Here is a 12,602-nt window from a genome sequence, read left to right as displayed (position 1 = left end):
AATTATTTTAAATTAGAATATATATATGCCTCTAATCCTTGTAATTCTTCTGCAGACATTGCCTTTGTAATTGCAAAATTTGCTTTCATTACCTCATACTGAGTTGGATCAACTAAAGGTTTTGCATCGTCTTTTAAGAAAGCTATGATATTACCTCCCTTGGCTTTATAAACAGACGCAATCTCTTGAACACTAGGTCCAATTAATTTAGAATCTACTTTATGACATGTTGCACAAGTACCTTTTCCGTTAAAAATAGTTTCTCCTAATTTTTCTGGGGTTTGTACTTCTGCCTGCATACCTTCTGAAGAAGCTTCTGTATTTGCCGCTGGCTCTTGTTTACCAAATGATTCTGTTTCTTGTTTTTTACAAGCGAAAGCTAGAAAAACGATTCCAATAAAGATTAATTTTTTCATAATTTGAAGTATTTAAACTCAAAGTTAACACAATTGCTATTTTTATAAAATGATAATTATCAGCTTTATTTGTTTAATAACAGCTCTACTTCCTTAATAAATTAGCATTATAAAGTATTAAGAATAATACTATTTCATTGCCTCAAAAGTGTAGCCATGAAACAGCAATTTAGCTACAATTCTATTAGGTAATGTTTCTGCACCGCCATAAATTTCAAGATCTCCTTTTTCTAAACCTGCAGAACTTATTTTTTCCATACCAGATACAGCTCCTCTTAATCCGAAATATTTGTTATCCCAAGTGATTATTTCATTTTTAACACGTTTATTAGTAGTAGGGTTTTCAGATCCTAATTTTACGTCATACCAGCTACCAACAAGTCTTGATCTATTTTGCTTTCTACTATTATTATCTAATTCGCTGTATAATGAATTCACTTCATAAACTAAGCTTGGCGCAAAGCCTGCAATAAATACAATACTTTTTTTATTAATGGAGCCAATAACAACATTCACCTCTTTACCAGCAACATCTTGAAGTTGAAAAATATCGCTGTTTTTAACGGATACTTTAGCTTTTACCATCACATCATTTTCAGCCTTAAGTTCGTTTTTTGCCTTTAAATTAGCATCTCCCAAAACTTTATCAATATCTGTTGGTGTTCCATTAATAAATTCTAAAACACCTTTTTCATCTATACCTGCGGCGCTAATAAATTTGTATTTTTCATTACAAACACTCGCCACAATAGCATTTTGAAAACTCAGGCCTTGATCTTTACCATAGTCTAAAACTTCATTTGTTTTATTAGTAGACAAATCAGTTAATACACTCCAATAAACCGTTGACCCATCAATTAATGAACTTACCTTTCTCTCAATTGAAAAAATAGGCCTATTATCTAAAGAAACAATTTTATAAACTAACTTCTGTTTATCTAAAATTGCAACCTCAACATCATCAATACTGATTTTGTCCTTTTTAATTTTAATTTTTTGTGCAAATGTTGTCAAACAGGCAAACATCATAGCTACTAGTAATCCTTTTTTCATATAATTTAAATATTATTTTTTAGCGTAAAAATACGCTTTTTTTCAATCATTTATTTGTTTAATAATACCGCTGCTTCCTTAGCAAAATAAGTCGAGATCAAACTAGCCCCTGCTCGTTTAATGCACATTAATTGCTCCATCATAATTTTATCGTGATCTAACCAACCTCTTTCGGCAGCAGCTTTAATCATTGCATATTCACCCGAAACATGATACACCGTTACAGGAACATTGACTGCGTTTTTTATTTCTCGAACAATATCTAAATAAGCAATTCCTGGTTTCACCATAACCATATCAGCCCCTTCTTCAACATCCCAAAGCGCTTCCTTAATTGCTTCTATGCGGTTTGCATAATCCATTTGGTAAGTTTTTTTATCTTTTGGCACCACAACATCTGATTCTCTCGGTGCACTGTCTAGAGCATCTCGAAAAGGACCATAAAAAGCCGAAGCATACTTAGCGGAGTAACTCATGATGCCCACATTATGGAAACCTGCTGCATCAAGACCTTGGCGCAAGCGCAGTACACGGCCATCCATCATGTCTGAAGGTGCAACAAAATCAGCTCCTGCTTGAGCGTGTGAAATTGCCATTTTTACCAACGCATCATTTGTAGGATCGTTAGCGACATCACCATCAGTTATTATTCCGTCGTGACCATAAACAGAATAGGGGTCTAAAGCAACGTCAGGCATTACAACCATCTCTGGACAAGCTACTTTGATTGCACGAATAGCTTCTTGCATTAATCCGTTTGGATTCCAAGCTTCCTTACCGGTATTGTCTTTTAAATCCTCGCTAACTTTTACATAAATGTTTACAGCGCGAATACCCAAATCAAATAATTCTTTTACCTCTTTTACCGTTAAATCTATTGAACGACGAAAGATTCCTGGCATAGAAGGGATTGCTACTTGTACGTTTTCGCCCTCAGCAATAAACATGGGAAACATAAAATCGGATGGGCTTAAACTTGTCTCGCGAACTAAACTTCTAACTGATTCGTTAACACGTAATCTTCTACCTCTTTGTAATGGAAACATATATTTATGGATTAGAAATTTGCAATCAGTAGCCGTTGTCACAGCTGCTTATACAAATTATTTATGTTATTATTTTAATGCCTCAAAGTTACGGAAAAATAGCCAAGCTGATTGTGATAATAATCACAAAACAAACGAATGATTGGAACAAATTTTTGAGATTATCCCGTTTAAGCACCTGATTCTTAAAAATAGTATTATTTTTGTAAAATGAAGAAATTTCTCATTATTACAAGTTGTTTTTTACTTACAAGTTGTTTTAAAATCACTGAACGCATTAAACATCACAATGATGAAAGTGGTGAATATACACTCACCATTGATTTTTCACAATCTTGGTTTAAAACAAAATCGGCTATTTTTTTAGAAGAAGTTAACGGTGTAAAAATCCCTAATGAACAAGAAATAACCCAAAAACTAGCTGACTTTAAAAGAAAAGCAGCTACAATAGATGGAATCTCAAATGTTAGAACCACAACCAATTTTGATGATTTTATTTTTATAATTAATCTCGATTATAAAAACTTAGAAGCGCTTAATGCAGTTATGAATTCGATTAATAATCAAAAACAACAAACCAACTTTTTACCTAATAAATCTGGGGGATTTGTAAGGAATACCAATTACCCAATTCCTAAAAAATTAGGTCAAGACCCCAATAAAAAAGCAGACCTACAAGCGGCAACGATAACCGCTATTTACTCTTTCGATAAAAACATTCAGTCTGTAGGGAACTCTAGAAGTAAATTGTCTAAAAATCAAAAAACGATTTTCTTGAAACAAAACGTTTATGACGTACTTCAATACCCGTTACTAATGAACAATTCAATCAATTTATAACTATTATGAAACAATTTTCTTTTTTACTGCTCTTCCTTTGCAGTACTTTTTCTTTTGCCCAAACAAAAAATAATAATTACGACTTATTTGTACAATATAATGGTGCTCAAATAACTAAAAAAGTTAGCGCTGCTGAGGTTTTAAATCATTCGTTATTACAAAAACTCAACAAATCAAGTCAATTTATCAGCAATGATGAATTGAATGCAGTTGTAGATTTAAAGAAAAACGCCACTTTTTTAGGAAATTTTACAGATAGTATTACATATACTCAAGCTACAATACCCTTGAAAGATAGTGCTTTACTAAGAGAAATTTTGCTTCGCCAAAAAGAAAGTAATGACGTTATAGCTGATGATAATAAAATTGAAATTTTAGATTTTGGAACTTTTTCAATGATTAAATCAGATCCAAATAACAAGAAAGGAACACTTGCTTGGAATAAGGATTTTATGGTCGTCTTTGAATATACTACTAAATTTCCTCGTAACGCTTACGCTCATTCTTATGATGACGAAGATTATGATGATTACTCTGAAGAGCAAGAGGCTTACGCCGTAACTGATTCTGCGTACATTGTGGTAGACACTGCAGCTGTAGGGATTTTGAATGCTGAAGAATCTTATGAAACAGTATATGATGGACCAACGGTATATGATGGACCTGTAGAGACAGCAGTTGTTGGTGACTTAGAAGCAGCAGAAGCTTATAATACTGTTGAAGTTGTAGAAGAGACAGGTGAAGACCAATATGACACGGAAGTTGTAGAGATGGATGAGGAAGATGATAGTTACGAAACTTACTTAAACAAAAAAGCTCTATTTGAAAAAACACAAACAGAAAAACAAGTGGCCTATGTAAAATCTTTATTTAATAATGGGTTTACAGCGCCGTATTCTGACAAAATCGATAGTAAAGCTGACATCTCTTCTTGGATAAATTACGGTTCATTCCTAGAAAGCACCAGTAATATGTACAAAAATATCCGAGCTTTATCAGGTTTAACCAATTACTTTCCAAAGGAATATAAATTTGGTGATTTTGTAAAAGGAATTAATTTGAATGCTTATTTTGACAATGATAATATTCGACTAGAAGAAATAGTAGAATACAATGACGAAATGGCCAGCATAATGCAGAAGGTAACCAATAGAAAAGTAAATAAAAACATTTATGCTTATTTTCCTGCTGAAAAGCCACTAGCATACATGTCTTATCATCTTAACACAAAAGAGTTGTTGACTAATATCCCTTCATTTATCAATCAATTTTTAGGAGGAAAATCTGAATTTAATAAAGATATCGCTTTATCAATAGACTTGATTTCAACTTTAGTAGATGAAGAAGCTATTTCAACTTTGTTTGATGGTGATTTAAGTTTCTTTTTACACAACGTTAAAAAAGTAGACATTACTACCAAAACTTACGAATACGATGAAAATTATGAAAGTCAAGAAATAGAAAACACGACTACAAAATCGATTCCGTTTTTCTCAATGGTATTTACCTCAACGCATCCTACTTTTGGCGATAAACTAATTCAGTTATTGGTTAGAAAAGAATTTTTACAAGCTGATGGTGATTTATATTACTTTACTAAAACTACAGAATACGGAGATTTCTTTATTTTGAAAGACAAAGATGTAATTGTTATAGGAAACGTTCCTGATGCATTTGACAAATTTTCAAATGGCGGCTTCGTAAAAGACATTAAAAGCAAGCTGAGTAAAAACTCCTTAATGGCAGCAGTAAATTTTGAAGAGCTAGCCAAATCTTATCAAGAGCAAGTTAAAAATCAATCTAACGATGATGCCAAATTAATCAAACTTAGCCATCAATTTAATCGCTTAGAAATGCAATCTCCTAAGAAATTAAAAAACAATAAACTTAGATTTGACATGAGATTAAATGCTGTTAAAGACAACAAAAACATCATTTTGCAATTTTTAGATGCTTTTGAAGAAATGAAATAATTAATTAGTGCTATAAACAACAAATCCCTAGATTACTCTAGGGATTTGTTGTTTATATTAAATCCAATCTTTAGGATGTTCTAATACCTTGATAAGTTTCTCTTCCTCACTGCCTACTTCTGGATGATGATCGTACACCCATTGCACATGCGGCGGCAAACTCATTAAAATTGATTCAATTCTTCCATTGGTTTTTAAACCAAATAATGTTCCTTTATCGTGAACCAAATTGAACTCCACATAACGACCACGACGAATTTCTTGCCATGTTTTTTGGGCTGGAGAATACTCCAAATCTTTTCTTTTTTCAACAATTGGAACATAAGCTTGCAAGAAACTATTCCCAACTTCAGACACAAAGCTGAACCAATCTTCCATCCTCATATCATCAGTAGCTTTGCAATAATCAAAGAACAATCCTCCTATTCCGCGCGCTTCATGACGATGGGCATTCCAGAAATAAGCGTCACATTGCTTTTTATATTTTGGATAAAAATCTGGATTGTGTTTATCACAAGCCGTCTTACACGTTTCATGAAAGTGAACAGCATCTTCTTCAAACAAATAGTAAGGGGTTAAATCTTGTCCACCACCAAACCATTGTTGGATTACACTTCCGTTCTCATCGTACATTTCGAAATAGCGCCAGTTTGCATGCACCGTAGGCACCATAGGACTCTTTGGGTGCAAAACCAAGCTTAGTCCGCAAGCAAAGAAATCTGCTTCGCCTACGCCAAACATTTTTTGCATCGCTTCTGGCAATTTCCCATGAACAGCTGAAATATTAACACCGCCTTTTTCAAAAACTTTTCCGTTCTCGATTACACGTGTACGACCTCCTCCGCCTTCTGGACGATCCCAAAGATCTTCTTTGAATTTGGCTTGACCATCAACAGCTTCTAGTCCAGCTACGATTTGATCTTGTAAGTTTTGTATGTATGCGAAAAACTGATCTTTCATTCTATTTTTTATTTTAAAATTTCACTAATTCGACTCTGCGATTTTTAGCTTTGTTTTCTTCTGAATTATTAGGTGCGATTGGCTTTTCACAACCAAATCCAATTGCTTTTAACCTTTTTATATCGATTCCTTTGGCTGCAAGAGCATACATAACTGTATTGGCTCTATCTGCAGACAATTTTTTATTATGTTCTAAACTTCCAGTGGCATCTGTATGTCCCTCAATAGAGAGTTTTAATGTTTTATTTTTAGACAATAAAGCAAAAATTTGATCCACTAATTTTTGTCCATCATCTTGCAAAGTTGCTTTGTCAATATCAAAATTAATATTCAAAACTGCTTTTCCTTTCGAGTCAATTTCTTTCTGCATCTCTGAAGCAGTTGGCGCTTTAATTGTTTGCTTAAAACCTTCTAATTCAATAACTCCTATTTCAGAATGAGCCGAATTAGAACCCAACTGAATGAATATTTTTCCGTTTTTATGATTCAAAGCATAATTCCGAACTGAATTATCATAAGGACTTCCGGCAGATTGAATGTATTTGTATGCTGCTTTTTCTTCTGTTTGCTGCAGCGCATCTAACTTACTTACAGGAATTTGACCACCATATAATAAAACTGCTCCAATTTTTTTTAGATAATTATCAACGCTTTTATCAAATTTTAATTGATTAAATTCAGCATTAACATCATTCATAATCAAATACAAACTAGCTTTTTTACCTTCAGCTCTAAAAAAAGAATTGCCGTCATAGATAAACAATTTATTGAAATCGAAAAAATTTGTCATTCCGTTTTTGGCAATCTCATTATGCCCATCTTCCAAAACTACAAATCCTTCTGGAGCAGTAACGTATGGAAATACTCCAATAGCTGCTGACGATTCTGGAATTTTGGACCAATCGAATGAATCTACAAAAAGTGTTTCCTTGGAAGCTTCACTACTACCAGCAGCGTTTTCTTTTACCTCAGAAACATTCTTATTTTGAATCGCATTATTTTCTTTTTTGCAGGAGCCTATAATGATACTCAAAAAGGCAAGTGTTAGAATCTTTTTCATTTTATCTAATTAAATAGTTTACAAATAGTTATGCTTAACTAAATTACAACCTATAAAATATAAAAAGTTATTCTATCATTAATTCTAAGTTATCCCTACATCAATTTTTTAAGATTAGCAATCTTGGCAGAAGTCCCAAAAGAAAAGGTCTTACTATCTACTTTAATCTGCTCATAAATAGCTAATGTTTTAGCTTTGTAATCAAATTGGTTACCTACAGAATAAGTTAACAAAAAATCGGCAAACTTTTCTTTTTCTTCCTAGCCCATTTCGAATCTATCAAATATTTTTCTTCGATTTGGTCTATAATAGCTGTTCTTTAATGATAATTAAACCCACAATATTCTGCGTATTGAATTCTTTGATTGCGAAAGTAAAATTTATTTTTCATGTTTAACAGTAACAATTAATTAATTTTATAATTCGCTGGAAGCATATTACCCACTCTTTGCTCTGATAATTTACCCGAAAAACTTATATCATGAACATTTGAATTTAGACCAAATTGATCGATATAAAACGAAGCAGTTTCCAAAATAATTTTTGACTGACCTGCTTTTTTGTGTAACAAACTAAATTCAGCTACAAATTTTTTATTATGCAAGCCTCTTTCTTGTTTTAAGACTTCAACCTTTTTTAAACCTAAAGTATCCTTTACATTAAAACTATCCTTTGGGCTAACTTGATATGATTTTTCGAAGACTAAAAAATTGCCTTTCCCTAAGGTTTCATTTCTTAAATTTCTAAAAAATTCTAATTGTGAACCACTATAACACTTCTGTCTGTTTTTAATTATTTTGGAACTAGAATTTATTTCTTCGAAACGAGATAAACCTGAAAAAAAACTCTGTGAAACGTCTCTAGAGCTAATGCTAACTTTCCAAAATTTAGTTTGAAAACTTGATAACTCATAGGTTATCTTATATCCTAACGCACTATTAATGATTATTAAAGGATTTTGTGAGAATGCTTCTAATGTGGTTTTATCTTTATCATATACAAAATAGATATCGATTTCATTTTCAATTTTTGAAGCTTTACCAAACGAAGTATTACCTAAAAATTGATTTCTAAACAACTCCATCTTTTGCTTTCTGGTAAAAAGATCTTTTTTGATCACAACTTCATCCAAGTTCTCAGCCAATTCTTTTAAAGTGACATACAATTCATTATCCGAATCAATTTTTAAATATTGCGTTTCATACCCTAAATAACTTATGGCTAAAAGAGTATTTAATTTAAAAGTGTTGTCTATTACAAAATCCCCTTTGTTATCCGTCAATGTAGCAACTGTAGTTCCGTCAAAATATACATTTGCAGCAACAAGAGGCCTCCCATTAAGACCAACTACCTTACCCCGAATTTGAGCAAATGAAACAGTAACAAATAAAAGAAGTAAGAGTGTTTTCATAATATAAAAAATTTCAGATTTAAAACTTTAGCCGTAAAAAAATTATTCTTTTAAACCTAATCCAAATAATCTATAAATGTAAATTTAATCAAAAATTATTTCACATTTGTGTGTTCATATAATTCCATATCTAACGGAGGTTCTCCAACAGGAGTAAATTCATTTAATAACGTTCGCTTCCATATAAAATCACATTTCTGAGCCACTTTTACACTTCCTAGATTCGTTTTATGTGCGATAATCTGTAACGTTTTCAAATCTAACTCATCGTAAGCAAAACCCGAAATAGCTTTAACGGCTTTTGTGACCAAGCCTTTCCCTTCAAAATCACTCCCAATACAATAAGCGAGTTCACCTATTTTATCTTCCCAATCAATTTTTTTAATGATAATCAAACCCGCAATTTTTTGTGTATCCAATTCTTTAATTGCAAAAGTAAAGTTTACTTTTCGCTCAATTTCATTATTTTTTTCTTCAATATAGGCTACTGATTTTTCAATAGTTTCATTACTAGACAGTGTGAGTGGGAAAAATTTACTAAGTCGGTCAGTATTATTAAATAAAAAAAGATGCAATGTAGTGGCATCTTTTGCTTTTAATTGATTGATAACGAAATTCTCAGAGAGTGTCATTTACCTTATTATTTTGATTGAATAGCAGTAATTTTGTTGTATATATCAAAAGAAAAAGTCTTGCTATCGACTTGAATATGCTTATAAACAGCAATCGCTTTCGCCAAAAAGTTAAATTGATTATTAACCGAATACTGAACTAAAAAATCAGCAAATTGTTCTTTTTGAGCCCAATCCATTTCATACTTATCTAACAATGTAATCAAATCTTTCTCTTCAATTTGGTCAAGAATAGCTGTCGTTAAATCAAAATCTGTCAACTGATTATCGATTAAACTCGTGTCTTCAATATTCCAAAATTTGGGTACAAAAACCAAAGAAAGCAAAGTGCTCAACATGTTGTCGATCTTTACTTTCTTCTCGTCTCTTAATCCTTTATTTAGCATTTGCTATTATTGATTGTATTCCTTCACAGCATCAATAAACGCCTTAGCGTGATCTACTGGAATATTTGGTAAAATACCGTGACCTAAGTTCACGATGTATTTATCTTTTCCAAATTCGTCAATCATTTCGTGAACCATTTTCTTGATCACTGGAATTGGCGATAACAATCTTGATGGATCGAAATTTCCTTGCAAAGTAATGTTTCCACCAGAAAGGTATCTTGCGTTTCTAGGCGAGCAAGTCCAGTCTACTCCTAATGCAGAAGCACGGCTTTTTCCCATTTCGCCAAGAGCAAACCAACATCCTTTTCCGAAAACAATAACCGGAGCATCGTCAGCAAGTGCTTCAACGATTTGGTTGATGTATTTCCAAGAAAATTCTTGATAGTCAACTGGAGACAACATTCCGCCCCACGAGTCAAAGATTTGAACGGCATTTACTCCCGCTTTTACTTTTTCTTTTAGGTATAAAATAGTGGTATCTGTAATTTTTTGTAATAAAACGTGTGCTGCTTCTGGGTATTGAAAACAGAATCCTTTAGCTTTATCAAAGCTTTTTGATCCTTGTCCTTCTACCGCGTAGCACATAATTGTCCAAGGCGAACCTGCGAAACCAATTAATGGCACCTCATCGTTCAACATTTCCTTAGTCAATTTAATAGCATCAAAAACGTATCCTAACGTTTCGTGAACATCAGGAACAATCACGTTCTCAACATCTTGAATCGTACGAATTGGATGTGGCAAATACGGACCAAAATTTGGTTTCATCTCTACATCTATCCCCATTGCTTGTGGAATCACCAAGATATCTGAGAACAAAATCGCAGCATCTGGAGCGATTCTACGAATAGGTTGCACCGTAATTTCGGCAGCCAATTCTGGAGTTTGACAACGGGTGAAAAAATCATATTTATCACGCAGAGCGATAAATTCTGGTAAATACCTACCCGCTTGACGCATCATCCATACTGGTGGACGCTGTACTGTTTCTCCTTTTAATGCTCTTAAAAATAAGTCGTTTTTTATCATTTTATTGCTATTGGCTAGTCGCTTTTGGCTTTTAGCTGATGGTTTATCTTGTTTTATTTGTTTTAATTACCTTCTTCAGGCATTGGTGTGTAATGCTGAATTACTTCGAGAATTACTTCTTCAATAGTAGGTACTTCAGGAATTATGATATTTTTTATTTTTTTCTCTTCTAGGGCAGCAGCTGTTGTGCTACCAATACAAAAGCAAAACTCTTTTTTGATTTTATTATTCGATAAGTAACTTTCTACAGCAGATGGACTGAAGAACAGTATTCCGTCAAAATTTTCTTGATCCGAAATTTTAAACGGCGCTAATGTAGTTTGGTACACTTCGATTTCGTTAAACGTAATTCCGGCATCTTTCAAAGCTTGTGGCAACGTCTCTTTGCGCAAGTTTCCGCTAAAAAAAGTATAGCTTTGTTGGTTGTAGATTAAGGTGATAATCTCCGCTAATTCTGATGCATAGTCAAGATAAACGTCTACAGTAAACCCATTTGCTTCTAATAATTCTTTGGTTTTGATACCCACACAAAAAACTGGTTTGGTTTTTAATGCTTCCCAGCCGTTTTGCTCCATCAAACTAATAACAGCGTTTTGACTACTAAAAATTAAATTGGTATTGATTTTGTCTAGATCAAAAAGGTTATTTTTAATTTCGATAAAATCTTGTTCTAATAGATCAAAATCTGCGTCCAGAAATACTTGTCTCTGTTCGTCTGATAATGTTTTAGTGGATAAGATGCTTATTTGGCTCATTATTTCTTCAAATTATTTTTGATTTCCGTCATCAGTTTTATTCCTCCATTATTCAGCACTTCTTGAGCCGAATAAAATCCTAGTTTCTTCCATTCTTCGATAGGAACAATTTTATCAACTTCAATTTTTTCTTTTCCGTCAAGCGAAAACAATACTCCTTGAAAATGGATGGTATCTTCTTCTTCATTATAACGTGCCAATGCACCAATTGGCGCCGTACAACCTCCTTCGAGAGTTTTAAGGAATTGACGTTCTATATAGGTTACGATTTCTGTTTCAATGTCATTTAAATGCGAAAGAGCATCAAGTGTAAAGGCATCATTTTGCATCGCCACCACAAGCATAGCGCCTTGTGCTGGTGCAGGAATCATCCAATCTAAGTTGATGTAATTCTCTGGTTTCAAATTGATTCTTTCTAATCCTGCTGCTGCAAATACAGCGCCATTCCAGTCGCCTTCGTTGAGCTTTTTCATGCGCAAATTCACATTTCCGCGAAGGTCAACTACATTGTGGCTAGGATATTTGTTTAACCATTGTGCCTGGCGACGCAAACTTCCAGTGGCAATAGTTCCAGAGCCAGTAAAAAAATCAAGGTTTCCTTTGTGCACTAAAATATCTAAGGTATTGGCTCTTTCAAGAACCGCTGCCTGCACAATTCCTTGTGGCAAAGCAGTAGGAACATCTTTCATAGAATGCACTGCAATATCTACCGCACCATTAATCATGGCAACATCTAAGGTTTTAGTAAATATACCCGTAATTCCTAATTCGTACAGTGGCTTATCAAGAATGACATCTCCAGTTGATTTTACAGCAACAATTTCGGTTTTATAACCTAAATCATTTAACTTTTTCTCTACAGTATGTGCTTGCCAAAGTGCGAGTTCGCTATCGCGAGTTCCTATTCGTATTGTCTTTTCTGCCATTTTTATTTTTCACAAATGATCTAAAGCATTTGATTTTTTAACAATTAATTGTTTTCTTTCTTGAACCATTAAGAAATTAAGATTCATTAAGTTTTAACTATACATACTATCT

At 33.2% G+C, this 12,602-nt stretch carries 13 protein-coding genes; 2 read left to right on the top strand and 11 right to left on the bottom strand.

Annotated elements, in window-relative coordinates:
- Nucleotides 1–2 precede the first annotated feature (2 nt).
- The 3 genes from HNP99_RS04375 to hemB form a co-directional block, all read right to left on the bottom strand.
- Entirely contained in the window at nt 3–416 is a 414-nt protein-coding gene (locus HNP99_RS04375; protein WP_173851666.1) for a c-type cytochrome, read from the bottom strand.
- A gap of 129 nt (nt 417–545) precedes the next feature.
- On the bottom strand, nt 546–1,469 hold the full coding sequence (locus HNP99_RS04370) for a hypothetical protein (RefSeq protein ID WP_173851664.1): 924 nt from the start codon (nt 1,467–1,469) through the stop codon (nt 546–548).
- Between the two features lie 50 nt (nt 1,470–1,519).
- Entirely contained in the window at nt 1,520–2,515 is a 996-nt protein-coding gene (hemB, locus tag HNP99_RS04365; protein WP_173851662.1) for a porphobilinogen synthase, read from the bottom strand.
- 210 nt (nt 2,516–2,725) lie between these two features.
- Here hemB and HNP99_RS04360 point away from each other — a divergent pair, with 210 nt between their 5' ends.
- On the top strand, nt 2,726–3,355 hold the full coding sequence (locus HNP99_RS04360) for a hypothetical protein (protein WP_173851660.1): 630 nt from the start codon (nt 2,726–2,728) through the stop codon (nt 3,353–3,355).
- Between the two features lie 5 nt (nt 3,356–3,360).
- Complete coding sequence (locus tag HNP99_RS04355) at nt 3,361–5,328, top strand: hypothetical protein (protein WP_173851658.1); 1,968 nt, start codon at nt 3,361–3,363, stop codon at nt 5,326–5,328.
- 57 nt (nt 5,329–5,385) lie between these two features.
- Here HNP99_RS04355 and hemF read toward each other — a convergent pair whose 3' ends face one another.
- From hemF to hemC, 8 genes are all read right to left on the bottom strand, one after another.
- Entirely contained in the window at nt 5,386–6,288 is a 903-nt protein-coding gene (gene hemF, locus HNP99_RS04350; protein WP_173851656.1) for an oxygen-dependent coproporphyrinogen oxidase, read from the bottom strand.
- A gap of 13 nt (nt 6,289–6,301) precedes the next feature.
- Nucleotides 6,302–7,348, bottom strand: coding sequence for an OmpA family protein (locus HNP99_RS04345; protein ID WP_173851654.1), 1,047 nt, complete (start codon nt 7,346–7,348; stop codon nt 6,302–6,304).
- Between the two features lie 406 nt (nt 7,349–7,754).
- Entirely contained in the window at nt 7,755–8,759 is a 1,005-nt protein-coding gene (locus HNP99_RS04340; RefSeq protein ID WP_173851652.1) for a carboxypeptidase-like regulatory domain-containing protein, read from the bottom strand.
- 95 nt (nt 8,760–8,854) lie between these two features.
- The gene (locus tag HNP99_RS04335) at nt 8,855–9,391 is read right to left on the bottom strand and encodes a GNAT family N-acetyltransferase (protein WP_173851650.1); all 537 of its coding nucleotides are present in this window, start codon (nt 9,389–9,391) and stop codon (nt 8,855–8,857) included.
- A gap of 8 nt (nt 9,392–9,399) precedes the next feature.
- Nucleotides 9,400–9,777: a hypothetical protein gene (locus HNP99_RS04330; RefSeq protein WP_173851648.1), complete on the bottom strand. Its 378-nt coding sequence runs from the start codon at nt 9,775–9,777 to the stop codon at nt 9,400–9,402.
- 6 nt (nt 9,778–9,783) lie between these two features.
- Nucleotides 9,784–10,809: a uroporphyrinogen decarboxylase gene (gene hemE / locus HNP99_RS04325; RefSeq protein ID WP_173851646.1), complete on the bottom strand. Its 1,026-nt coding sequence runs from the start codon at nt 10,807–10,809 to the stop codon at nt 9,784–9,786.
- Between the two features lie 62 nt (nt 10,810–10,871).
- Nucleotides 10,872–11,564, bottom strand: coding sequence for a uroporphyrinogen-III synthase (locus HNP99_RS04320; protein WP_173851644.1), 693 nt, complete (start codon nt 11,562–11,564; stop codon nt 10,872–10,874).
- Nucleotides 11,564–12,490, bottom strand: a complete 927-nt coding sequence (gene hemC, locus HNP99_RS04315; RefSeq protein WP_173851642.1) for a hydroxymethylbilane synthase — start codon at nt 12,488–12,490, stop codon at nt 11,564–11,566. The genes HNP99_RS04320 and hemC overlap by 1 nt, the downstream gene beginning before the upstream one ends.
- Nucleotides 12,491–12,602: the final 112 nt, after the last annotated feature.

Source organism: Flavobacterium gelidicaeli, assembly GCF_013294005.1.
Lineage (GTDB): Bacteria > Bacteroidota > Bacteroidia > Flavobacteriales > Flavobacteriaceae > Flavobacterium.
Note: the sequence above shows the minus strand (reverse complement) of the source record. Positions and strands in the feature narration are given on the sequence as shown.

What these genes read in the sequence shown, in the direction of transcription:
- HNP99_RS04375 (WP_173851666.1), bottom strand. Translation starts at nt 416, where the DNA reads ATGAAAAAATTAATCTTTATTGGAATCGTTTTTCTAGCTTTCGCTTGT.
- HNP99_RS04370 (WP_173851664.1), bottom strand. Translation starts at nt 1,469, where the DNA reads ATGAAAAAAGGATTACTAGTAGCTATGATGTTTGCCTGTTTGACAACA.
- hemB (WP_173851662.1), bottom strand. Translation starts at nt 2,515, where the DNA reads ATGTTTCCATTACAAAGAGGTAGAAGATTACGTGTTAACGAATCAGTT.
- HNP99_RS04360 (WP_173851660.1), top strand. Translation starts at nt 2,726, where the DNA reads ATGAAGAAATTTCTCATTATTACAAGTTGTTTTTTACTTACAAGTTGT.
- HNP99_RS04355 (WP_173851658.1), top strand. Translation starts at nt 3,361, where the DNA reads ATGAAACAATTTTCTTTTTTACTGCTCTTCCTTTGCAGTACTTTTTCT.
- hemF (WP_173851656.1), bottom strand. Translation starts at nt 6,288, where the DNA reads ATGAAAGATCAGTTTTTCGCATACATACAAAACTTACAAGATCAAATC.
- HNP99_RS04345 (WP_173851654.1), bottom strand. Translation starts at nt 7,348, where the DNA reads ATGAAAAAGATTCTAACACTTGCCTTTTTGAGTATCATTATAGGCTCC.
- HNP99_RS04340 (WP_173851652.1), bottom strand. Translation starts at nt 8,759, where the DNA reads ATGAAAACACTCTTACTTCTTTTATTTGTTACTGTTTCATTTGCTCAA.
- HNP99_RS04335 (WP_173851650.1), bottom strand. Translation starts at nt 9,391, where the DNA reads ATGACACTCTCTGAGAATTTCGTTATCAATCAATTAAAAGCAAAAGAT.
- HNP99_RS04330 (WP_173851648.1), bottom strand. Translation starts at nt 9,777, where the DNA reads ATGCTAAATAAAGGATTAAGAGACGAGAAGAAAGTAAAGATCGACAAC.
- hemE (WP_173851646.1), bottom strand. Translation starts at nt 10,809, where the DNA reads ATGATAAAAAACGACTTATTTTTAAGAGCATTAAAAGGAGAAACAGTA.
- HNP99_RS04320 (WP_173851644.1), bottom strand. Translation starts at nt 11,564, where the DNA reads ATGAGCCAAATAAGCATCTTATCCACTAAAACATTATCAGACGAACAG.
- hemC (WP_173851642.1), bottom strand. Translation starts at nt 12,490, where the DNA reads ATGGCAGAAAAGACAATACGAATAGGAACTCGCGATAGCGAACTCGCA.